Source organism: Glutamicibacter sp. MNS18 (assembly GCF_026107515.2).
GTDB lineage: Bacteria > Actinomycetota > Actinomycetes > Actinomycetales > Micrococcaceae > Glutamicibacter.
Genome location: NZ_JAPCHW010000015.1, coordinates 91,216 through 112,894 on the forward strand (window position 1 = coordinate 91,216; position 21,679 = coordinate 112,894).

Annotated in this window: 19 protein-coding genes; 6 read left to right on the forward strand and 13 right to left on the reverse strand. The window is 61.7% G+C overall.

Annotation, left to right across the window (positions count from 1 at the left end; translation table 11 throughout):
- Nucleotides 1–16 precede the first annotated feature (16 nt).
- Nucleotides 17–820, forward strand: a complete 804-nt coding sequence (locus OK351_RS15635; RefSeq protein ID WP_265160902.1) for an HpcH/HpaI aldolase/citrate lyase family protein — start codon at nt 17–19, stop codon at nt 818–820.
- Nucleotides 821–924: 104 nt separating this feature from the next.
- Here the strand turns inward: OK351_RS15635 and OK351_RS15640 are convergent, their stop codons facing one another.
- The 3 genes from OK351_RS15640 to OK351_RS15650 all read right to left on the reverse strand — a co-directional run bounded on the left by OK351_RS15640 (nt 925) and on the right by OK351_RS15650 (nt 3,540).
- Entirely contained in the window at nt 925–1,584 is a 660-nt protein-coding gene (locus OK351_RS15640) for a 3-oxoacid CoA-transferase subunit B (RefSeq protein ID WP_265160834.1), read from the reverse strand.
- Nucleotides 1,584–2,255 carry a 3-oxoacid CoA-transferase subunit A gene (locus tag OK351_RS15645; protein ID WP_265160839.1) on the reverse strand — a complete coding sequence of 224 codons (672 nt, stop codon included), beginning with the start codon at nt 2,253–2,255 and terminating at the stop codon, nt 1,584–1,586. Before OK351_RS15645 ends, OK351_RS15640 begins: the two co-directional genes overlap by 1 nt.
- A 73-nt stretch (nt 2,256–2,328) precedes the next feature.
- The gene (locus tag OK351_RS15650) at nt 2,329–3,540 is read right to left on the reverse strand and encodes a thiolase family protein (protein ID WP_265160841.1); all 1,212 of its coding nucleotides are present in this window, start codon (nt 3,538–3,540) and stop codon (nt 2,329–2,331) included.
- Between the two features lie 158 nt (nt 3,541–3,698).
- Here OK351_RS15650 and OK351_RS15655 point away from each other — a divergent pair, with 158 nt between their 5' ends.
- Nucleotides 3,699–4,448 (forward strand): IclR family transcriptional regulator, encoded by a 750-nt coding sequence (locus OK351_RS15655; RefSeq protein WP_265160844.1) that lies wholly within the window; start codon nt 3,699–3,701, stop codon nt 4,446–4,448.
- A 97-nt stretch (nt 4,449–4,545) separates the two neighbouring features.
- Here OK351_RS15655 and OK351_RS15660 read toward each other — a convergent pair whose 3' ends face one another.
- Together OK351_RS15660 and OK351_RS15665 are read right to left on the reverse strand one after the other, a co-directional pair.
- Complete coding sequence (locus OK351_RS15660; protein ID WP_265160847.1) at nt 4,546–5,559, reverse strand: PDR/VanB family oxidoreductase; 1,014 nt, start codon at nt 5,557–5,559, stop codon at nt 4,546–4,548.
- Nucleotides 5,560–5,595: 36 nt separating this feature from the next.
- Nucleotides 5,596–6,690: an aromatic ring-hydroxylating dioxygenase subunit alpha gene (locus OK351_RS15665; RefSeq protein WP_265160849.1), complete on the reverse strand. Its 1,095-nt coding sequence runs from the start codon at nt 6,688–6,690 to the stop codon at nt 5,596–5,598.
- Between the two features lie 169 nt (nt 6,691–6,859).
- Between OK351_RS15665 and OK351_RS15670 the strand changes: the two genes are divergently transcribed.
- A complete protein-coding gene (locus OK351_RS15670; protein WP_265160852.1) occupies nt 6,860–7,465 on the forward strand; it encodes a PadR family transcriptional regulator in 606 nt (201 codons plus the stop codon).
- Between the two features lie 75 nt (nt 7,466–7,540).
- On the opposite strand, the gene OK351_RS15675 is transcribed toward OK351_RS15670, so the two are convergent.
- A complete protein-coding gene (locus tag OK351_RS15675) occupies nt 7,541–8,809 on the reverse strand; it encodes a cytochrome P450 (RefSeq protein WP_265160854.1) in 1,269 nt (422 codons plus the stop codon).
- A 73-nt stretch (nt 8,810–8,882) separates the two neighbouring features.
- On the opposite strand from OK351_RS15675, the gene OK351_RS15680 reads away from it, so the two are divergent.
- The gene (locus OK351_RS15680) at nt 8,883–9,662 is read left to right on the forward strand and encodes an IclR family transcriptional regulator (protein WP_265160856.1); all 780 of its coding nucleotides are present in this window, start codon (nt 8,883–8,885) and stop codon (nt 9,660–9,662) included.
- A 34-nt stretch (nt 9,663–9,696) separates the two neighbouring features.
- Here the strand turns inward: OK351_RS15680 and OK351_RS15685 are convergent, their stop codons facing one another.
- Complete coding sequence (locus OK351_RS15685) at nt 9,697–11,052, reverse strand: LLM class flavin-dependent oxidoreductase (RefSeq protein WP_265160858.1); 1,356 nt, start codon at nt 11,050–11,052, stop codon at nt 9,697–9,699.
- 660 nt (nt 11,053–11,712) lie between these two features.
- Between OK351_RS15685 and OK351_RS15690 the strand changes: the two genes are divergently transcribed.
- Nucleotides 11,713–13,740, forward strand: a complete 2,028-nt coding sequence (locus OK351_RS15690; RefSeq protein WP_265160861.1) for a hydantoinase/oxoprolinase family protein — start codon at nt 11,713–11,715, stop codon at nt 13,738–13,740.
- Between the two features lie 13 nt (nt 13,741–13,753).
- Nucleotides 13,754–15,685: a hydantoinase B/oxoprolinase family protein gene (locus OK351_RS15695; protein ID WP_265160864.1), complete on the forward strand. Its 1,932-nt coding sequence runs from the start codon at nt 13,754–13,756 to the stop codon at nt 15,683–15,685.
- 334 nt (nt 15,686–16,019) lie between these two features.
- Here OK351_RS15695 and OK351_RS15700 read toward each other — a convergent pair whose 3' ends face one another.
- From OK351_RS15700 to OK351_RS15725, 6 genes are all read right to left on the reverse strand, one after another.
- Nucleotides 16,020–16,535: a MarR family winged helix-turn-helix transcriptional regulator gene (locus OK351_RS15700; protein ID WP_265160867.1), complete on the reverse strand. Its 516-nt coding sequence runs from the start codon at nt 16,533–16,535 to the stop codon at nt 16,020–16,022.
- A gap of 130 nt (nt 16,536–16,665) precedes the next feature.
- Nucleotides 16,666–17,658 carry an aldo/keto reductase gene (locus OK351_RS15705; RefSeq protein ID WP_306349494.1) on the reverse strand — a complete coding sequence of 331 codons (993 nt, stop codon included), beginning with the start codon at nt 17,656–17,658 and terminating at the stop codon, nt 16,666–16,668.
- 65 nt (nt 17,659–17,723) lie between these two features.
- The gene (locus OK351_RS15710; RefSeq protein ID WP_265160870.1) at nt 17,724–19,160 is read right to left on the reverse strand and encodes an aldehyde dehydrogenase family protein; all 1,437 of its coding nucleotides are present in this window, start codon (nt 19,158–19,160) and stop codon (nt 17,724–17,726) included.
- A 17-nt stretch (nt 19,161–19,177) separates the two neighbouring features.
- Complete coding sequence (locus OK351_RS15715) at nt 19,178–20,008, reverse strand: ABC transporter ATP-binding protein (protein WP_265160873.1); 831 nt, start codon at nt 20,006–20,008, stop codon at nt 19,178–19,180.
- A complete protein-coding gene (locus OK351_RS15720) occupies nt 20,005–20,826 on the reverse strand; it encodes an ABC transporter permease (RefSeq protein WP_265160876.1) in 822 nt (273 codons plus the stop codon). The genes OK351_RS15715 and OK351_RS15720 overlap by 4 nt, the downstream gene beginning before the upstream one ends.
- Before the next feature lies 1 nt (nt 20,827).
- Complete coding sequence (locus OK351_RS15725) at nt 20,828–21,679, reverse strand: ABC transporter permease (protein ID WP_265160879.1); 852 nt, start codon at nt 21,677–21,679, stop codon at nt 20,828–20,830.

Consider the following 21,679-nt stretch of genomic DNA (forward strand, 5'->3'; position numbering starts at 1 on the left):
GGTGGCCAGCTTCGAGATGGGCCCGGCCATCCTGTTCTGCCCGGCCGACCGGCCCGACCGCTATGCCAAGGCCCTGGAGCGCGCCGATGCGGTGATCATCGATCTGGAGGATGCGGTAGCCGAGGAGAACAAGCCAGCCGCCCGCCAGGCGCTGGTCGAATCCCGGCTGGATCCGCGGCGCACCATCGTTCGTGTCAACCCGGTGGGCAGCACGCACTTCGCCGCCGACCTGGCGGCGGTGGAACAGACCGGATACCGCACCCTCATGCTCGCCAAGGCCCAGACCCCCGAGGACCTCGCCGCCCTGATCGGATACGAGGTGGTGGCCCTGTGCGAAACGGCCCTAGGGGTGCTCAATGCCCCGCAGATCGCCGCGTGTGAGAACACCGTGGCGCTGATGTGGGGTGCCGAGGACCTGGTCGCTTCGTTGGGCGGCTCCTCCTCGCGCACCACTGCGGGCGGTTACCGGGATATCGCCTGCCACGCCCGCTCCCGGCTGCTGCTGGCCGCCGGGGCCCACCGCAAGGTGGCCGTCGACTCGGTCTACCTGGATATCCCGGACCATGCGGGGTTGCTGGAGGAGGCCCGGGATGCGGCGGCTTCCGGCTTCGGGGCCAAGGCCTCGATCCACCCCGGGCAGATGCCCGTCATCCGCCAGGCATTCACCCCGGACACCGAACAGGTCAAGCGGGCCGCCAGGCTGCTGGCGGCCGCCGAGAACGCGTCGGGTGTGTTTACCTTCGAAGGGCAGATGGTCGACAAGCCGCTGCTACGCCACGCCCGCACGATCCTGGCCCGCAACAGGCAGGACGGCGACTAGCCTGCCCTGTGCGCATATGGCAGTTGCCCGCTCCCTGGCGGGCGCGGGCAACTGGCTCTCGGTCGCAGGCGGGCCTCCACGGGCAGCCGCCTCAGGTCCCGAAGCTAGGCGGCCTTGACCAGGCCCACCGGCAGACGCTCGGCAAGTTCCTCGAAGCTGATCCCGTGGGTGGAGCGCACGGTAACCTGGCCACCGGCCAGTTCAAAGATCGCCACCTCGGTGTAGATCCGCGATACGCAACCCAGACCGGTCACCGGGTAGCTCAGGGCCTCGACCAGCTTGGACTCGCCGGTCTTGGTGAACAGGCTCATCATGACCCAGGTCTGCTTGGCCCCGATGGCCAGGTCCATGGCACCACCCACGGCCGGGATCGCGCCCTCGGCGCCGGTATGCCAGTTCGCCAGGTCCCCGTCCTTCGAGACCTGGAAGGCGCCAAGGACACACACATCCAGGTGTCCGCCGCGCATCATCGCGAACGAATCGGCATGGTGGAAGAAGGAGGCCCCGGCAAGCTCGGTCACCGGGATCTTCCCGGCATTGATCAGGTCCTCGTCGATATCCTCGCCGGTGGCCACCGGCCCCATGCCCAACATGCCGTTCTCGGTATGCAGGGTAACCCCCTGCTCCTCGGTCAGGAAGTTCGAGACATTGGTCGGCTGGCCGATGCCCAGGTTCACGAACGCCCCGGCAGGAATGTCGGCAGCCACCTGCTGCGCCATCTCGTCACGGGTCAGCTTTGCTTCGGTAGTGCTAAAGGTGCTCATTACTTCTTCCCTCCCAGGGCCACAACGGTATCCACGTAGATGCCCGGGGTCACCACGACCTCCGGATCGATGCTGCCTGCCGGCACGACCTCATCCACCTGGACAATGGCCTGCTTCGCGGCGGTGGCCATGATCGGGCCGAAGTTCCGTGCGGTCTTGCGGTAGACCAGGTTGCCCAGGGTGTCCGCGTGCAGCGCCTTGATCAGCGCGAAGTCGGCATGGATCGGGGTCTCCAGCACATAGCCCTTGCCGTCAATGACCCGGGTTTCCTTGCCTTCGGCCAACAGCGTGCCATAACCGGTGGGGGTAAAGAATCCGCCGATCCCGGCCCCGGCGGCACGGATGCGCTCGGCCAGATTGCCTTGCGGAACCAGCTCCAGCTCGATTTCCCCGGCCCGGTAGGCCGTATCGAAGTGCCAGGAGTCGGACTGGCGGGGGAAGGAGCAGATGATCTTCCTGACCCGGCGTTCCTTGATCAGCAGCGCCAGCCCGGCATCGGCCTGCCCGGCGTTGTTGTTCACTACGGTCAGATCCGTGGCGCCGCAATCCATCAGCGCGTCAATCAGTTCCATCGGTTGTCCGGCGTTGCCGAACCCGCCAATCAATATGGTCGAACCGTTCCTGATCTCCGCGACGGCCTCAGCCGCCGAGGCGGCAATACGTGGTGCCATCCCTATACCTCTCTATTTTCCAAAAGTTCCCTTGAACCGGGCGATTTGAACCCCCGGCCGGCTGTGCCTTGCCCTAGGCGGTGGCGTTGACGTTCTCGATCACCACGGCCAGCCCCTGCCCGACACCGATGCAGATCGCGGCCACACCGTAGCGCTCGCCGGACTCCTGCAGACGGCGGGCCAGGGTGCCCAGGATGCGCAGGCCCGATGCGCCCAGCGGATGGCCAATGGCGATGGCCCCGCCCCAGGCGTTGACGATGGCCTCATCGATGTCCCAGGCGCGCACACAGGCCAGCGACTGGGCGGCGAACGCCTCGTTCAGTTCCACTGCAGCGATGTCGCTCCAGGTCAATCCGGCCTTGGCCAGGGCCTTGTTGGCCGCATCCACCGGGGCGAATCCGAAGTACTGCGGGTCCAGGGCAAAGGCACCGTTGGAAACGATACGGGCGATCGGGTCCTTGCCCAGCAATTGTCCACCGCGTTCCGAGCCGATGAAGGCCGCCGACGCCCCGTCGTTCATGGGCGAGGCGTTCCCGGCGGTCACGGTGCCGGTTTCGGCAGGGCGGAAGACGGTGCGCAAGCCACCCAGGGTTTCGGGGGTGGAGTCCGGGCGGACGGTTTCATCACGGGTCAGCTCGGTACCGCGCTTGGAGGCCGGCGGCACCGACACCACCAGATTCCCGTACTTGCCGGCATCCCAGGCGGCCGCAGCCAGTTGGTGCGAGGCAGCCGCGAACCTATCCTGGTCTTCCCGGTTGATCTGGTATTTTTCGCGCAACTGTTCGGTGGCTTCACCCAGCGACACGGTCCATTCCTTGGGCATGGCGGGGTTGACCAGTCGCCAGCCCAGGGTGGTGTTGGCCAGTTCCAGGTTGTTCATCGGAAAGGGACGTTCGGTCTTTGGCAGCACCCATGGGGCGCGGCTCATCGACTCGACACCGCCGACCAGAACCAGGTCGGCATCCCCGGTGGCAACCTGGCGCGCGGCGGCGATCGAGGCGTCGAGCGAGGAACCGCACAGGCGGTTCATGGTGGTACCGGGCAGGGAGGTCGGCAGGCCGGCCAGCAGGGTCGCCATGCGTGCCACGTTGCGGTTTTCCTCACCGGCGCCATTGGCGTTGCCGAAGACGGATTCGTCGATGGTTTCCGGATCCAGCTGCGGGGCACGGGCCACGATCTCACGAACGACATGTGCCGCCAGGTCGTCCGGGCGATGTCCGGACAGGGCGCCGCCCAGTTTGCCGAACGGGGTACGGATTGCATCGTAGAGATAGGCCTGATTCATGTTGTACTCCCTCACCGCGAAATGTTCGCATCGTGAACTTAAGTTCGTTAACTGAACTTTATCAGTGAACCGGTATTCGATTCAAGGGGTGGGGTAGTGAAATCGGCGGACAGCTGCCCATGGGCCACCCCTCGGATTCGGTGGATTACAGTGGTTCCATGGCCAACTCGCCCAGTGGGGATTCAATGCTCGACCGCCTGGTGCGGATACTTGATTCCTTTGATTCCAAGACTCCCAGCATGTCCGTGGCCGCGCTGGCCCGGCGCGCACAGATACCACGGGCCACCATGTACCGGCTGATGGAGGAAATGGTGGAGCACGGATTGCTGGCCCGTGACGGGGAAGGCAAGGTCTCCCTGGGCCTGCGCTTGTGGGAACTGGCCAATCGCAGCGCTGCGACCCAGGATCTGCGCAGCGCAGCACTGCCGTTCATGGAGGATATCAACCAGTTGCTGGGACAGAATACCCAGCTGTCGCTACTGCACCAGGACGAGGTGCTGGTCATCGAGCGCCTCTCCCGTCCCGGCTCCGTAGTCAACCAGGCCTCCGTGGCTGGACGCATGCCGGTACACCGCACCTCGATGGGCATGGCCCTGCTGGCCTTTTCCCCGACGCCCACACTGGAGGACTACCTTTCGCGCCACGCGCAGATCATGAAGCAGTACCATCCACAGCTGCGTCATGAACTGGCCGAGATCCGCCGTCGCGGCTATGCCACCTTCGATGGCTTCATCGATCCGGAAACCACCGGAGCTGCCGCCCCGATCCTGGACGGGCAGGGGTATGCGGCGGCAGTTCTTTCGGTTGTGGTGCCCCGGGGCTCATCCACGTTGCCGGCGGCCGCAATGGCGCTGCGTACCGCGGCCCGCGGCATCTCCCGCGCCCTGGGCTACACCGCGGAGAGCTGAGCCTTGCGGGCCCACGGCGAAACCGGCCCTCCGCAGAACCCAACGAGTTCTCCAGAGGACCAGCCTGACCATTCAGGGGTCAGTACGACTCGTCGCGTCAGTTCGGTTCGATGACCACAACCGCCGGTCCGGCGCCGGCCCGGGCATCTGCACGGGCACCGGTCGGGGACGTCACCGCCCGGGAGACGCAGCAGTTCATCTTGGTGGACTGGCGTTTCTGGCGTTCGGAATAGAACACGTCACGGTGGTCGATACGGCCACTGAGTTCGGTGATACGCACCTCGCACAGCCCGCACTCCCCCTTACGGCAGTCGAACATCATCTCGGCCCCGGCGTCTTCCAGGGCCTCGAGCATCGATCGCCCCGGCGGCACGGTCACTTCCAGATCCAGCTTCGGCACCCTCACGATGAATTCCTCCGGGTCATACCAACCACTGTTACCGAAGGTCTCATACCGCAGGGAGGAGAACTCCAGCTCACGCTCAATCCATTCCCTACGCACCGCGTCCATCAGCCTGATGGGACCGCACATATACAGTTCCGTGTGCTCGTCGGCCCGCGCCAGCAACTCGGGAACCTTCAACGAGGTACCCTCGTCATCCACATGGACTTCCAGCCGCTGGCCATGCTCCCGCTGGAGCAGCTCCAGATAGGCCATGGCCGAGCGGCTACGCCCGGCGTACACCACAACGTAATCCGCCTTGAGCCGCTTGAGGACCGCCGCCATATTCAGGATCGCGGTGATCCCGACCCCGCCGGCGAGCAGGATATACTTCCCGGCCCCGACGCGCAGGGGGAAATTCTGCAACGGCTGGGTGATCCGCAACCGCCGGCCGGCCTCAAGCCCGTGCATGAAGATCGACCCGCCACGAGACAACGGTGCCCTGAGCACACTGATCACCAGCCGGGAGCCGTCCTGGCTGCTTTCCACTACCGAGTAGCTGCGTTTGGCCTGCTGCCCGGCCATGGTGACCAGCAGATCGATATGCGAGCCGGGCTCGGCCCGCGCGGGAAGCTCGGGTTCCAACTCGATCCGCACAATGTCCTTGGCCACCACCACGGTGCGCACCACCGTGGCGTCTTGCCATACTTCAATATTTGTTGCTGCCATGAGAATCGCTCAGTCTTTCGTGTCCGGCACCCTCGGCTAGGCGGAGGTGTGCAGGCGGTCTTCGGCTTCCAGCATGGACTCGAGGATGCGGCGCACCCACATCCCCCCGGAATCGATATTCAGGTTGTAGAACTCGTAATCGGGGTTGGCGTCAATGGCCTCCTGCTGGGCCTTGAGCATGCGTTCGTCCTCACCGAAAACCCCATGGACACCGTCGCGCAGCTGCGTGGTGATCAACTGGCTTTCCAACCGGTAGTTGCGCATGAAGGCCCAGAAGTAGTGGGAGGACCGGTCGGTTTCCGGGGTGATGGTGTTCATGACGTACCCGTTCACCCCCTGGCTGCGGTCCCCTTCCGGGGCCCCGGTGCCGGCCTTGGCCACGCCCACGTCGATGCGGATCGTGGATGGCGCCTCGAAGTGGATGATCTGCCAGCGGTCGACCTTGCCCTCGAACCCGGGGAACTTGTCACGCATGTTCTTGCGCCAGAACGGCGGGGCATCGATATCCAGCATCCACCGGGTGACGGTCACCCGGTTGCCCTCACGGGTGGTGATGAACTCCGACTCGCTCAACTCCTCCTGTCCGATCGAGGAAGAGTGCACGAACTCCTCATGGGTCAGGTCCATCAGGTTATCCAGGATCAGCTGGTAGTTGCACTCGGCGTGGATCGTCTGCCCGTCACCGGCCCACTCATCCGAATCCATCTGCCCCATATCCGGTACCAGCGCCGGGTCGGCCTGGGTGGGATCCCCCATCCAGATCCAGATGAAACGGTAACGCTCGATCACCGGAAAGGAAGGCACCGTGGCACTGGGGTTGATGGTTTCCTGGGCCGGCATGCTCACACAACGCCCGGCGGAGTTGTAGACGATGCCGTGGTACGGGCACTGGATACCGTCCTTGCCCACCGTCTTGCCCAGCGACAGCGGAGCCAGACGGTGCCAACAGGAATCGGCCAGGGCCACCGCCTTGCCCTCCTCGGTGCGGTACAACGCCACCGGACGATTCGCGATACGACGGGACATCGGGGTGCGGGTGACCTCGTGGTCCCAGGCGGCGACATACCAGGCGTTCAACGGGTGGCCCAGGATCTTGGCGGTAGTGGTACTCGAACTAGCGGTGGTGGTCATGGTGGTCCTCTCGATGTCTCCACGGGAGTATCGGGTCACCCCGAAATGAAGATGGGGAAAGTAAAGGGAAATCGCAAACCCAAACTAACTATGCTCATAGTTAGTTTGCCTGGAACTAGAATAGCTATGTAGATAGTGGTTTGCAACACAATTCCGGAAAGGACTTTTCGTGAGCCTGCGATACGCCCTGCTTGCCTTGCTGACGGTGGAGCCGATGACCGGCTATGACTTGCATAAACAGTTCGAGTCATCGGTCGGCCATGTCTGGCATGCCCCGGATTCGCAGATCTATCCGGAACTCAAACGCATGGAGGCCGCCGGACTGGTCGAAGGCGAGGAAGTCCCCTGGGGACCACGCGGAAAAAAGCGCCAGTATCACATCACCGATACCGGCCTGGCGGACTTCCAGGCCTGGATGACCGCACCCATGGACTACGCACGCACCCGCGATCCGGCACACCTGAAAGCCGCCTACCTCGAATGGGCCACACCGGAAGCGGCCAGGGAGCACTTTCGCGCGCACATCACCTACCACGAAACACTTCGGCTCCAATGGGTCGCGACAGCCGACGCGATCCGAACCGGTACCAGCACCATGCTGCACCGGCGGTTGCAGAACACGGAACCGGAAAAACATGAGGCGACCATTGCGTTCAAGGAATTCACCTACGAGGGCCTGATCGCCAAGGCAGAGACGGAAATCGCATGGGCCAGGCGCGGGCTGGAGCTGGTGGACCGGCTATCAGCCAGCAGCCAATCCACCACGGGTGGATAAGCGCATAGCCTAGATCCCAAGAGCCACCGGCCCGCGCCAAGGGCGTTGCTTTCCCACTGGCGGAGAGTTCTCCGCCTACTGACCATCCCAGGTCACCGGCAAGTTGGTGAGACCGCGGAAGATGAAACCGCCCCATGAGGTCGACCTGCTATGGTCCACTCGGAACCCTGTCAGCTCTTCAAAGAGCATGGGTACTGCAATCCGTCCGATGCCCGTCTGGGCTGCCCATTTTCCGGCACACATATGTGGACCATTGCCGAAACCGATATGACGGCGCACCGGGCGGTCCAACCGGAATTGCTCGGGGTCCTGCACGAAATCGGGGTCACGGTTGGCTGCAGCCAGCACCAATCCGATCTGGCTCCCGGCGGGGATATGATACCCGCAGACCACCGAGTCGGCGGTGGTCTGCCTGGTGAGCATGGCGATCGGGGTCAGGAGGCGGACGGTCTCCTCGAACAACGCATCCCACAAGCCAGGGTCCCGGTTGATCCCAGCACGGATCTCCGGGTACCGATCCAGATAGTAGACGCTGCCGGTTGCCACATGTTGCGGTTCGTTGATACCGCCGGAAATCGCCAGCAGCGCATTGGCCTTGACGCTTTGCTCGCTCATGCCGGATTGCAGCATGAGCGAGGTGATCGAGAGATCTGGTGTCTTCCGCAGACTTACGAAAGCCTCGTCCAGGGCATCATTGGCTTCCGTCTTCGATTTTTCACATCGCGCCCAGATATCGGGATCCTCGGTGACATTGCCTGACCCTGCGATGAAATCGGCGGACCAACGGGCAATATCCTGCCACGGCACATGTGGTAGCCCGACCAGTGCCGCCAGGTTTCGCGCAGCAACCGGCGCCGCGAAGTGTGTATTCAGATCTGCTGCAACGGGCCCGACGGCGCGTAGCTCCGTCAGGGTGGTCTTGGCGTTTTTCCGGAAAACCTCGCCCCAGTGCTCCAACATGCTCTTGGGACGCAGCGCAGGGTTGATCACCTTGCGCTCCTGCGCGTGGGCTTGTCCGTCTTTCCTGATCATCGGCCGTTGACCGAGCGCCCGCACCATGTGTGCCCCACCCACCTCGGAGGAAAACACCTCGGGATTCTGTTCCGCCGCAATACAGGCCGCAGCCGGGCTGATCATTATCCTGCCCATGACCGGCACCCACGCCACCGGAGATTCTCGAAGCAACCGGGTATAAACCGCGTTGCTATCGCGCTGCAGTTGCTCGATCGTCACCCAATCCGCCACCGGTACCGGCATGGGTTGCTGATTGTCGGCGGTTTCGATGCGCAGAATTTCGGGACGGACATTCGTTGTGCCTGTCATGGTCGACTCCTTCATTTTCATTTCGGACTGCCTGTCCCGCAAGTGTGCCGTCACTGCTTCACAGAACCTATGTGAATACGTATCATTCGTAGTTATGGCAAGATCATCAGCTGGTATTTCAACGCTTGAGCGTGCCGTCAGGCTCCTGGAAGCCTTTGCCCCGGGAGAACAGGATCTCACCCAAAGCCAGCTGGCCTCCCGTGCCGGAATTCCGCTGTCCAGTTCCACGTCGCTGTTGCGTGAGCTGGTGCGGTTGGGGTTGCTGGAGAGAACCGAAGATCGCAGCTACCGGATTGGCGTGCACCTATGGGAACTTGCCAGCGGCACTCCGGGCGTTGTGGGCCTGCGGGAGACTGCGCTGCCGCATTTGCAGCGATTGCAGGCATCGCTCGGCCACCACAGCCAGCTGGGCATCCTCGATGGAGCCGAAGTCCTGTTCCTCGAACGCCTCTCCAGCGGCAATGGCACGGTAAACCACACCCTGGTCGGCAAGAGGATGCCTTTTTACGCTTCGTCCAGCGGGTTGGTCCTGGCCGCCCATGCGACCCCCGAACGCCGCCGTGAATTGGTCGCCCTCCCTCGCCCGAGATATGCAATCGAACCCGACTTCACCGATCAAGCCCTGCGTCAGCTACTGGCCGAGATCCGAAAAACGGGCGTTCACCAATCCCAGGGCTGGGTGCATCCGAAGTCAACGGCACTGGCTGTCCCGGTGCGCGGGGCACTGGGGACGGTGGTCGGCGCACTGGCAGTGGTCGTCCCCTCGGACCCGCAAGGAGCGGATCAACGGCTCGCCAATCCGGGTCTGGAAGCGATGTTGCTACGCACCGCGGCCGGCCTGCACAATGATTTGACCCGCCCTCAACGCAGCTGAAGGCGGGTCAGGATATCCAGGATCCGGCGTCCGGCTATCCCAGGACAGCGTCCTCACGGTGGCTGCTGGAATCCCAGGCCCCGGGACGTTCCAGACCCAAATGCTCGCGCAGCGTGTTGCCTTCGTATTCAGTACGGAAGTATCCGCGCTCCTGCAGTTCCGGAATCAGCAATTCGCAGATTTCATCCAGGCCTCCGGGAATGTACGGGGAGTTGAGCGAGAACCCGTCGCAAGCCCCGGATTCGAACCACCGGACCATTCTGTCGGCAGCTTGGGACGCCGAACCCACGATCCACCCATGTCCATGCCCCCGGGCGTTCTCCACGATCAAGTCACGCAGGGTGTAGCCCTGGTCCACACTCAGTCTCTTGAAGATTTCCGTGCGTTGACGGCTGCTACGGGCAGACTCAAGATTAAAACGTTCAGCAGGGATCTGCTCATCCAGGTCGATATCTGCCAGACTCATATCCAGCCGCTGCTCCATGATCGTGCGACCAGCGTCCATGTTCACCAAGTTGGCCAGCTCCGCGGCGATCTCCTGGCCTTCCTTCTCGGTGCGTCCAATGATCGGGACAATACCGGGCAGGATCTTAACGGCTTCGGGGCTACGTCCCGCGCGCCGCACCGCGTCTTTGAACTCGTCATAGAATTTCTGCGCCAGCACCATATCCGGTTGCGCAGTGTAGATCATGTCGGCAATGGCAGCCCCGAGCCTCATTCCATCACCCGATGACCCAGCCTGCACAAGTACCGGACGCCCTTGCGGCGAACGCCGCATGTTAATTGGACCGGCAACCTCGAAGAAGCTCCCCTGGTGCTCGATCCGGCGAATCCGTTCGGGATCACCCCAACTGCCTCCGTCCCGATCGACTACCACCGCGTCGTCGGCCCATGAATCCCACAACTTGGTCACCACCTCCACGAACTCGGTGGCCCTCGCGTAACGCTCGGCGGGGCTTGGCATTTGCTCCATCCCATAGTTCTCGTTCCCCAGGGATGAGGTCACCACATTCCATCCTGCCCGGCCAGCACTGAGCGAGTCCAGGCCACTGAACTGGCGAGCCACGTTGAAAGGCTCGCTGAACGTGGTTGAAGCAGTGCCGATCAGCCCGATCCGCTTGGTCACGGAGGCCAACGCGGACAACGTGGTCAACGGTTCATAGTGTCCGGCCACCGTGGGATCGACTCCGGGCACTTTCCCCGCGGTAACGGTGTCCCCGAAGAAGATCCCGTCCAGCTTCGCCGCTTCGGCCTTGCGCGCCATGTCGACCACCAAATCGAGGTAGCCCAGCTCCTCAGCACGGCTGCCGGGCCTACGCCAACTGTCATAGTGGTAGCCACCGGTAATCATGAAAACGGTGAGCGCCATGTGCTTCTTATTTGTCGTCATACCATCCTGCCCTCTCCCTTGGTTCCCCGGTTATGCAAGGAACCTACCGTTCCACCACACGCGCACTGCCCTCAAGCAGTGCTTCCAGCTGGCGATGGTAGATCCCTGGAGTCATCCACCGGAAATCAAATCCTCATCAATAACAAATGTTAGTGATATTAACTGCCAGCATAGAGACCCGGGTCACAAAAGTCACGTGTTTTGCGAATATTCCCGAAAACAGGCGACTCGATCACGGGTGCGGAAAATTCTCATTGCGTAACCTGCGTCACTAACCTAGTCTGACTAACAGTTGTTAGCAAGGAGCGTATTCAAAAGCTTCGTGAGCAGGTACACCCTAAAGGAGTCACAGATGACGACAGATCGTGATCCGTGGGCGCAGCCCAGGTTCCCCGAGCCCCTCGCCGAGGGACAGCATGTCCATCCCCGCCCCCAGGACAGCGTCCTGAATACCGCCCGAGCCAACGTTGCCGGTTCCTGCCCTGAATGCGGGGTTTCCCAACTGGAAAGTTACCGGGTTCTCAGCGAGGGTGGCTGGTGGAACGTGGTCAAATGCCAGTCCTGCTTGGAATCGATTTCCCGCGAACCCGCGGCACTTTTTGGCTCATACAGCCCACTGGGGCTTTGCGCCCCCATACGATTTGGAAAGGCGACAGTCTGATGTTCGGAGTTGATGTCGGAGGAACATTCACCGATGTGGTGGCAGTCAAAGACGGGACAATCCACGTCACCAAGGTGCCCAGCGATCCAAAGAACCCGCAACTTGCCGTGTTGGAAGGAGCCAGGCGGCTGGGAGTCGAGGACTCCCAGATCTTCAATCATGCAAGCACCAAGGGGCTCAACGCGATTCTCACCAGGTCCCTGCCAAAGGTCGGATTCCTGACCACCAAGGGGCATCGGGACATGCTGGATGCCGGTCGCGGCTGGCGCCCCTTCGAAGGCCAGCTCAACCCGCATTGGCGGCGGCCTTTCGGGGATGCGGCAGGTAGGCCGCTGGTTCCACGATACCTTCGTCGCGGCATCACCGAACGGATACTGGCCGACGGTTCGGTGCTCATCGAGCTGGATGAAAGCCAAGCACGCAACGAACTTGAAGTCCTCAAACGCTGTAAGGTCGAGGCCCTGGCCATCTGCCTGATCAATTCGTATACCAACCCCGAACACGAGCAACGGCTCAAGGAACTCGCTCGAGAAGTGCTCGGACCCATCACGATCTCGGTCTCTTCCGAGACTTCACCGTTATCCAAGGAATACAGCCGCGCCTCGACCACGGTCATCGACGTGATGATGAAGGTGATGTACGAGGACTACACGCACGACTTGAATACCGGATTAAGCGAACAGGGATTCCGCGGGCATCTGAACTTCGCTGACTGCACGGCTTCGCTTCTTCCCTGGCAGGAGGCGCTGCGAAACCCGAACCGTATCCTGTTCGCCGGCCCGGCCGCCGGGGCGGCCTCATGCGTCCAGCTGGGGCGGGCCACCGGCGATGAGAACCTGATCTGCTGCGATGTCGGGGGCACTTCCACGGACGTCGCCCTTATCCAGAACGGCTCAACCTTTACCAATGACTCCTTCGAGATCGAATTCGACATGGTCATCAATGCCTTGTCCACCGACATCTCAAGTGTCGGAGCCGGTGGAGGGTCGGTCATTTCCATCACCTCCACCGGTGATATCCAGGTCGGACCGCAAAGCGCCGGGGCGTTCCCCGGACCTGCCTGCTATGGACGGGGCGGCACCGTCCCGACGATCACCGATGCGTGCGCACTCATGGGGTTGCTGAACCCAACCGACTTCGCCGGCGGTCAGATCCAAATGGATCTGGATGCCGCCCGGAGAGCGTTCGAAAGCCTGGATTCGCCGCTGAGTTTCGATCAACGAGTGAACTACGCCTACCGTATCGCGGTACACAACATCGCTGAGGAGGTGACGAACGCGGCTATCCGCAAGGGTGCCGATCTCCGGGACTTCTCACTGGTCGCCTACGGTTCCGCCGGTCCCATGCTGTTGGCACCCCTGCTGGAAATCCTCCCGGTCAAGGACATCATCATCCCGCCGACGCCCGGCCTGTTCTCCGCCGTGGGACTGCTCAGTACCGACACCGTCTTTACCGACAGCCGCACCTCCTACCTGCCGCTGACCGCAGAGAATGCCGAGAAAATCAACACCATCTTCCATGAGATGGAAGACGAACTGATCCAGCGTACTGGTGTCGACCCGGCCAAGGTCAGCATCCGCCGCAGTTTCGATGGACGACTCGTGGGACAGTCCTGGGAGACACCGTTTGTCGAGGTACCGGGCGGGGAGATCTCCGCGGGGACGATCGATGATCTCGTTGAGGCCTTCCATGGCGAGTACGAACGCAGGAACTCCCTGAAGTTCCCCGCCATTCCCGTGCAGGCGGCAACATACCGGATTCAGGTGATAGTGGACGGGGAGCGCTACGAGTATACTCCGGCGCCCACCGCAAGTCCGGGCCATCCCACGCCCAAGGGTTTTCGGGCAGTCTCGCACTTCCGGGAGGCGACCGTGGACAGCCCTGTCTATGAGCGTTCCCATCTCGGGGTGGGTCACAGTATCCTCGGTCCGGCCATCATCGAAGAGGATCTGTGCACCAGCGTGGTCCTGAAGGGGCAAAAGGCCACAGCCGGAGCTTTCGGCGAACTGCGGATCACCCGCGTCTAGAAAGGACCTGACCATGACAACCAATACCCAGCACGTTCGCACCGGAGCCCGGATTCGGGATCTGGATCAACAGGCTTTCCACGAACGCTACCGTTGCGACCGATACACCGCGACGGTACTGACCAACCGACTCGAATACCTGCTGGACCATGTCTGCGCCAAGTTGTTGCAATGCGCCTTCTCGCCGATGCTGCGCGACCTGTATGACTTCGGGGCCACGGTAACCGGGCCGCGGCATCTGAACTACCCGACGCCAGTGGTGGGCAAGGGACTGCCTTGCTTCACCGGCACCATGACCGAGTCGGTGAAGAACACGGTCGAGGAATACGGCCACGATGCCCTGCGTCCCGGCGACGTGATCATCGCCAATGACCCGTACCGCACCGGAACACATGTCAACGACGTGCTGTTTATCCGCCCCGTCTTCCATGAATCGCAAATCATCAATTTCATCACCATCAAGGCCCATCAGCTGGATATCGGCGGTTCCGTGCCCGGGGGATTCTCCGCCACGAAGACCAGCATCTACGAGAACGGGCTGGTCATCTCCCCGCGTACCCTGGTTCGCGAAGGGGTGCTTGATGTGCAGACCTGGTCGCTGATCATGGACAACGCCCGGTTTGGGGAAACCATCGGCGATGACATCAAAACCATCATCTCCTGCTTGGAGTTGGGCAATGAGCTGATGCTACGCACCGTCGGCCACTATGGTGTCGATGCGCTGAACGGTACCACCAAGTTCATGATCGATGCCGATGCCGAACGGGTCGCTGCGGCGTTACTGGCCTTGCCCGATGGAGACTGGAGCGGCGAGGGCCTGATTGATGCCGATGGCCTGGACGATTCCGAGTCGTATCCTGTGGTTGTCACCTTGCGTAAACGCGGCGAGCGGCTTGAGGTGGACCTCTCGGGTTCGGCTCGGCAAACCCGGACATCGGTGAACAGCACGTACCTGGATACCAAGACCGCAGTCGGGGTCGCGTTGAAATACCTGCTTGACCCCTCCAACCCGTTCACTTCAGGACTCTACCGCTCGGTGGATATCGTCATGCCCGATGGCAGTATCGTCAACGCCCTGCCACCGGACGGTGTGGTCTTCTTGTATGGGGACGCAAGCAACGCGGTCATCACCGCCACGATGAAGGCAATGGGTAAGGTCCTGGGGGAACAGGCCATTGCCGGTGACTACGGCTCACCGAATATCCATACCGGTGTCGGGGTGGATCCTGCCACCGGGCAGACGTGGGTCTCCAGCGGTGTCGGCGGCGGTGAACGCGGGCCGTGGGGGGCAACCCAGGCTGGCGACGCCGATAGCTACCAGGTGTTCTTCCAGGCCAACGGCCTTGATCTGGCTGTTGAAGTTAGCGAAATCGACGCTCCGTTAGCCGTACTTCACCGCGAATACGCACCAGATACGTTAGGCGCCGGATACCATCGCGGTGGGGCAGCGGTATGCAAGGACACCATGTGGCTGACTCCCGCACACCACAACATCACCCCTGACCGGGTACGTGAAGTCACCGGGTTCGGTGTCAATGGTGGCGATTCCGGCACCAACGGAGGGGTCTGGCTCTGGGACCAGGCTGGGGAACATGGCGATCTGGCCACGGCCACGCGGGTGGCCGGAGTGTTCGACCCGGACACCGGAAAGGTGGATGCCAACGGGGAGTACGCCTACTTCGGGGCCCAGAAGAGCTGGAGCACCGAGGCCGGGGCGGTCTTCCGCTACCTGACTAACGGCGGAGGCGGATGGGGAGAGCCCTTGGCCAGGGAACCGGAACGTGTCCTGTCAGATGTCCGTGACGGGTACATCAGCATCGGCTTCGCCGCTTCTCGGTATGGGGTCGCCATCACCGGGGATCCGGACAATGATCCCGAAGGCCTGGTGCTCGACCAGGAATCCACTATCCGGCTCCGCGCCCAGATGGGGCAGCGAGTTCCGTGAGCGTTCGAACCCGGAGCGTGGTACGCAGGACATAGCGACTCGCGTCCAACGGTACGGTAGGTTGGGGTGGGATGTGCGCCGCATCCCACCCCACCGTGGTCCTGTGGGTCTTTGGGATTCGCAGCTATTTGCGAAGCAACGACACCCTTGCGTTCAGACAGTCCCGGCTATCGCTCCGCTGCCGTTCATGGGCTGGCTCGCGGGGTGCGCAGGTTCCCGGTGGGAGATAGCGTGTGACCTGCGTATGTCGTATCAGTACGGCGGGCCGGGATGCGTTGCGCATCCCGGCCCGCCGTACTGCCAGGGACTACCCATGACGGGAAATTTCCTGCACCTACTCCCGGTAGCCGGATTCACCTTCGGGGGTTTCTCCCATCAGGGTTTCCGCATGCTCGTACAACCGGTGGAGAATCTTACTGAAGGTTTCCTGTTCCTGGGCGTCAAGGATGGAGAACAGGCGTTCGGCCTGCATCTGCGCGCTGGGAAACAACGCCTGGTACAGTTCCTCCCCCGCAGCCGTTAGATGTAATAGTTGTCGGCGGTGATTATCCGGATCCTGCTCCGAAGTGATACGGCCTGCTTCACGCAAACTGGATACCGCCCGGCTCACATTCATGGGATGGATCCCGGTTCGTTGGCTGACGTCGAGGCCGGCCACTCCGGGCATGGCATGCACAACCACCACCACCCTCCACTCGTTCAAAGTCAACGAATAATTCTGGGCGTAGGTTTGGAAGAACGGACGACTGAGAATGCCACCAATCCTCGTCAGGTTGATGACGTCCTGGAAGACCGGTGAGATACCCCGGAGGACCTCTTCACGTACCGGGGGTACGAGGTTCTTGGCCATATCATTCTGTCCTTTCGTGAGACTGCTGGGCCACGGCAAGGTGGTCATCCGTGGCGTTCCCAGTTCTTGTGATTCTGTCAGAAATAACACCGCCCCGGAAGAATTCTCCCGCGGCGGTGTTCCTTTTACCCTATTTCTTGATCATTGTCGGCAGCCGTGACTCATGTTCATCCCAGGAGTCGTAGAGCTCGGCGACACGCTGCAGTTCGTCGACCCCATAACCGCCGAGTTCGGCCACGCGGACGTTCTGCTCGACTTGTTCCGGAGTCTGCATCCCGACCAGAACTGTCGACAGGTCCCGGTTCGACAACGCGAACCGCAATGCCGCATCGGCCTTGGACTGTACCGGGCCTTCAACCAGGAAATCGAACTCCCTGGCCTGACGTAACCGACGCAGGTAATCGTCCCGGTGCCACAGCCGCCGGGTGTCGTTGTCGGCAAACACCGTGTTCTCGTCGTAGGCCCCAGTCAACAGTCCCATGGCCAGCGGGCCGCGTGAAATGATTCCCACACCTTGCTGCTTCATGAACGGGAAGGCCACACGGGACGGGTTTTGCGACAGCAGGTGGTAGGCGATCATGACCGAGCCACATTCAGGGTGCTTGGCCGCTTCGATGGCATCCGGTGTCCCGAAGTCGCCCGGGCCCACGGTGACCCCGACCGAACGGATCTTGCCTTCCTCGACCAGTTGCCCCATCTCCGCCCACCATTCGTCCGATGCGAGCATCTCCGGAGGACAGTTGTGGGCCTGGTACAGGTCGATGTAATCAGTTCCGAGCCGGCGCAGGCTGCCTTCAATCGCCTTTCGAACGAACCCTCCGGAATAGATGCGCGACTGGCGTCCGCATTCCTCGGCGTACTCTTGCCACTGGTACCCGAACTTGGTGGCGATGTACACCTTGTCGCGCCGCCCCTTGACGGCTTCGCCCACCATTTGTTCGGCATGGCCGAAACCATACATATCCGCGGTGTCGAAGAAGTTGATTCCTGCGTCCAATGCCGCATGCAGGGTGCGGACCGAGTCCGCATCATCTTGGTCTCCCCAGTCTCCGCCAAATTGCATGGTTCCCATCATCAGTGATGAGACCTTCCACCCGGTTCGACCAAATTCGCGGTATTCCATAACTGTGCTGCCTTTCAGTATCGTGCGTTGCGTGTCTTTTCTTGGGGTCTGGGTAGTGGCCCCTTCTAGAACTTGAAGGTGATGTTCTTCGTGTTCGTGAAGGAATAGAGCTCTTCCAAGTGCCCTTCCCGGCCGATCCCGCTGTTCTTGATCCCGCCGTACGGGGTGCCAGGCATGAGCCGGGAGACGGTGTTGACCCAGACGTATCCGGCTTCCACATCCCGTGCAAAACGCTGGGCGGTAGCGTAGTCCTGGGTGAATACGCTGGCAGTCAACCCGTATTCAATGTCATTGGCAATGCGAATGGCATCGTCGTAGTCCGTGAATTTGATGGCGACCAGCACCGGTCCGAAAATCTCCTCCTGTGCGATGCGGGCACCGGGTTCGATGCGGTCGAACATCGTCGGCTCGACAAACAACCCCTTCTCCAAGGTCGCGATATTAGCCGGTGCCCCACCTGCGACCAGGCGCCCTTCCGTCTTGCCCAGCTCGATGTAGCTGAGTACCTTTTCGTATTGCGGCTGGCTGGTGATCGCACCGGTTCCCGCATTCTCGTCCAGCGGATCGCCCGGTACCAGCTCGTTGATCTTCTGGGCCACCCGGGCCACGAAGTCGTCGTGGATGGATTCATGGACCAGCAGACGGGATGTTGATGCGCAGGACTCTCCCTGCCAGCCAAAATTCATCCCCAGCACCGCCGCGTCGGCTGCCGCGTCGAGATCGGCGTCCGGGAACACCACCAGCGGGTTCTTGCCACCAAGTTCGAGGGTCACATTCTTCACCCCTGCACGGGCCGCCCGTTCCTGGATTGCCCGACCGCCGGCCGCTCCGCCAATGAATGCGATTCTGCGGACTTCGGGATGGTCCACGATGGCGTTACCGGCCTCGTGTGCGTATCCGGTAATGACGTTGATGACTCCCGGCGGGAAGATTTCTGCGTAATCCTTGGCCAGTTCCAAGGTCGACAGTGAGGTATGTTCCGATGGTTTGAGCAACACCGTATTGCCGGTGACCAGAGCGGGCACGATCTTCACCGTGGCATTCATCAACGGGTGGTTGAACGGCACGATCCGGGCCGTGACCCCGTAGGGTTCGTGCACCGAGATATTCAGGTGGTCATGTTCATCAGGCACCGTGGAACCGTGCACTTCTGTGGCAAGATTCGCCTGGTAGCGCATGAAGTTGCTGGCCATCTGCACGATGCGTCGCATGACCCAAATGGGTGTCCCATTGTCCATGGCATCAAGCCGTGCCAGCTCTTCACCCCGCTCGACAAGCCGGTCGGCGAGCGCATGCACTAGGGCGATACGTTCCTGTACCTTGGTGCGACGCCAGCTCTTGAAGGCTTCAGCCGCCGCTTCTACGGCCAGGTCGACGTCTTCCTTATCCAGTCGTGGAATTCGGCCCAGCACCTCACCAGTGGAGGGGCTTACGGACTCGATGTAGAGACCACTCTTGGCCTGGACGAATTCTCCACCAATCAATGTGGGTATAGTTTGCATGATCTTCCTTCTGGTTCCTAGTGGATTTCGGCGGCGGCCGGCGCGGCCGGCGCTTGTTGTTCGGGCCGCCGGATGAGCCGGTAAAGTCGCGAACGCAATCCCGCGAATTCTGGACGTTCCTTGGTGGTGATCTGGTCTCGCTGGTTGCCCAGGTTGACGTCTACGACATCCACTACGGTGGCTGGCCGTCCGGACAGTGCCACCACCCGGTCCGAGAGGTACACCGCTTCATCGATATCGTGAGTCACCAACACCACCGTGATCCCCAGATGGTCCTTGATGCGCAGGGTCAGATCCTCCAGATCGGCACGGGTCTGCGCATCAACGGAGGCAAAGGGCTCATCCATGATCACCAGGGCCGGTTCGTAGGCCAGCGCCCGGGCGATGGCCACGCGCTGCTGCATGCCACCCGACAGTTCCCACGGGTAGAGATCAGCAGCGGCTGCCAACCCGACTTCCTCAAGCGCCGCCAGCGCCTTGGCTTCGCGTTGTTTCTTGCCCTGTCCTGCGCTCTTGAGCGGAAGGGCAATATTCTGCAGCGCGCTTAACCATGGCATCAGCGAACGCGAATAGTCCTGGAAGACCACCGCTAGTTCTGCCGGCGGTGCCGTGACCTGTTCACCCTTGAACCGGATTTCTCCCCCAGTTGGCTGTCGCAATCCAGCCAGGCACTGGAGCAAGGTGGTTTTGCCGGCTCCGGAAGGACCAACGATGCATACGAACTCCCCCGCATTTGCCGCGAAGTTGACGTTCTCCAGGATTTTCGTTTCCCCGTAGGCAAACGAAAAGCCGCTGATCTCGAATATCGGCCGGTCCGACGACGTGTTCTTCCCGTTGTTGCTGCTCATGATTCTCCTTGAACGTGCTTGGCCATGCGCTTCTGCCAGCGCAGTACGCGGTCCTCCAGAGCACGGAAGATCACGTTGAGTGTATATCCGAACAGACCCAGGATGACCAGGCCGGTCCACATGTCGATGATCCGGAAGGTCTGTTGCGCGTCACGGATGAAGTACCCGATCCCGCCCGGGGTTCCGAACATTTCCACGGCGATCATCACGGCCACCGCGATGGCCAGGGAGATCCTGGCGCCGGAGAAGATCTGTGGCATTGCTGCCGGGAGGTATACGCTGCGGAAGCGGTCCAGCGCAGTGATCCGGAATGACGCCATGACATTGCGCAGGGCCGGGTCCACCGATCGAACCCCCTCAATGGTGTTCAACACGATCGGCCACATCGCTATGAAGACGATCATTACCAGTTTCATGCTTTCCCCGGTTCCAAAGAACATCATCGCGATGGGAAGCAGCGCCACCCCAGGAATCGCGCGGGCAGTCTCGGTCAGCGGACGAACTGCGGTCTCTGCCGACCGGAACAAGCCCAGCAGCACGCCAATCGCGATGCCGAGCAGCACAGCCAACGCAAAACCGAGTACCAGCCGTCCAAGGCTCGGAAGCAGGTCGGTGACCAGCGCATCCGGGAACCAGACGATCGAGATTTTGCGGAAAACCTCGGCGGCCGGCGGGAAATACACCGAGGTGCTCTGCTCGCTGGCCACCCAGATCACTGCCAGTGCACTGAGCGGTAGCCAGGACTGCCAGAGCAAGGTCTTGAACCAGGGCCGTTTCCGTGATCGGGAGCTGGTCTTTGTCGGTACATTCAGTGCCATATCACTGGTCCTTTCGCAGGGAGGGGTGCCACCACAGCAGCTTGCGCTGCACCAACATCAGTACCGCGTTGATCCCCAAGCCCAACAGTGCCGCCGCGATAACGTAGGCGAACATGCTTGCCTGCTGGTTGACCAGCAAGGCCGCTTGTATCGCTTGGCCGATACCCGGTGCGCCGCCGATGAGTTCGGCACCGACAGTCACCAGCAATGACGCGGTTACCGCCATGCGTACGCCCGGCCAGAAGAAAGCCAGGAACTCCGGGGCCAGCACGTACCGGACCTTGTCCGTCCACTTCAGGCGGAAGGAGCGGGCTACCCGCGACAGGACCGGGTCCGAATGTTCTGCGGCGTAGATCGCCTGGATGAGGACCGGCCATACGGCACTGAATGTCGCCACCATGATCACCATGCCGCGGGTCGGCCCCAATAGCAGGAGGGCCAAGGGGATGATGGCCAGCGACGGGATGGTACGCAGGAAGTCGATGAGAAACCTGCCACTGTCTGCTGCACGACGTGAACGGCCGATCCCCATGCCCAGAGGTATGCCCACCCCCAAACTCAATAGCAGCGCAATGGACCAACTGATAATCGTGGCACCAATCGACTGCCAAAAGACGGAGACTCCCAGCAATTCAACGAATCGCGTCAGGCTCTCGATGGGTGAGGGCATACCCGCCTTCTGCGCCATCTCCGACAGCGAAAATATGTGCCACAGCACTAGCGCGGCTGCGACCACACCGGTTTGTGTTGCCAGGTCACGGTGCCAGCGTCGTTGTTTGCTCCGGGTCCGGGCTGGAACGGCGATTTGCTGCAGATCCACCGCCTTGCGGGGTGTCACTTGTTGGGTCGTCAT

What these genes read in the sequence shown, in the direction of transcription:
- OK351_RS15635 (WP_265160902.1), top strand. Translation starts at nt 17, where the DNA reads ATGGGCCCGGCCATCCTGTTCTGCCCGGCCGACCGGCCCGACCGCTAT.
- OK351_RS15640 (WP_265160834.1), bottom strand. Translation starts at nt 1,584, where the DNA reads ATGAGCACCTTTAGCACTACCGAAGCAAAGCTGACCCGTGACGAGATG.
- OK351_RS15645 (WP_265160839.1), bottom strand. Translation starts at nt 2,255, where the DNA reads ATGGCACCACGTATTGCCGCCTCGGCGGCTGAGGCCGTCGCGGAGATC.
- OK351_RS15650 (WP_265160841.1), bottom strand. Translation starts at nt 3,540, where the DNA reads ATGAATCAGGCCTATCTCTACGATGCAATCCGTACCCCGTTCGGCAAA.
- OK351_RS15655 (WP_265160844.1), top strand. Translation starts at nt 3,699, where the DNA reads ATGGCCAACTCGCCCAGTGGGGATTCAATGCTCGACCGCCTGGTGCGG.
- OK351_RS15660 (WP_265160847.1), bottom strand. Translation starts at nt 5,559, where the DNA reads ATGGCAGCAACAAATATTGAAGTATGGCAAGACGCCACGGTGGTGCGC.
- OK351_RS15665 (WP_265160849.1), bottom strand. Translation starts at nt 6,690, where the DNA reads ATGACCACCACCGCTAGTTCGAGTACCACTACCGCCAAGATCCTGGGC.
- OK351_RS15675 (WP_265160854.1), bottom strand. Translation starts at nt 8,809, where the DNA reads ATGAAAATGAAGGAGTCGACCATGACAGGCACAACGAATGTCCGTCCC.
- OK351_RS15680 (WP_265160856.1), top strand. Translation starts at nt 8,883, where the DNA reads ATGGCAAGATCATCAGCTGGTATTTCAACGCTTGAGCGTGCCGTCAGG.
- OK351_RS15685 (WP_265160858.1), bottom strand. Translation starts at nt 11,052, where the DNA reads ATGACGACAAATAAGAAGCACATGGCGCTCACCGTTTTCATGATTACC.
- OK351_RS15690 (WP_265160861.1), top strand. Translation starts at nt 11,713, where the DNA reads ATGTTCGGAGTTGATGTCGGAGGAACATTCACCGATGTGGTGGCAGTC.
- OK351_RS15695 (WP_265160864.1), top strand. Translation starts at nt 13,754, where the DNA reads ATGACAACCAATACCCAGCACGTTCGCACCGGAGCCCGGATTCGGGAT.
- OK351_RS15700 (WP_265160867.1), bottom strand. Translation starts at nt 16,535, where the DNA reads ATGGCCAAGAACCTCGTACCCCCGGTACGTGAAGAGGTCCTCCGGGGT.
- OK351_RS15705 (WP_306349494.1), bottom strand. Translation starts at nt 17,658, where the DNA reads ATGGAATACCGCGAATTTGGTCGAACCGGGTGGAAGGTCTCATCACTG.
- OK351_RS15710 (WP_265160870.1), bottom strand. Translation starts at nt 19,160, where the DNA reads ATGCAAACTATACCCACATTGATTGGTGGAGAATTCGTCCAGGCCAAG.
- OK351_RS15715 (WP_265160873.1), bottom strand. Translation starts at nt 20,008, where the DNA reads ATGAGCAGCAACAACGGGAAGAACACGTCGTCGGACCGGCCGATATTC.
- OK351_RS15720 (WP_265160876.1), bottom strand. Translation starts at nt 20,826, where the DNA reads ATGGCACTGAATGTACCGACAAAGACCAGCTCCCGATCACGGAAACGG.
- OK351_RS15725 (WP_265160879.1), bottom strand. Translation starts at nt 21,679, where the DNA reads ATGACGACCCAACAAGTGACACCCCGCAAGGCGGTGGATCTGCAGCAA.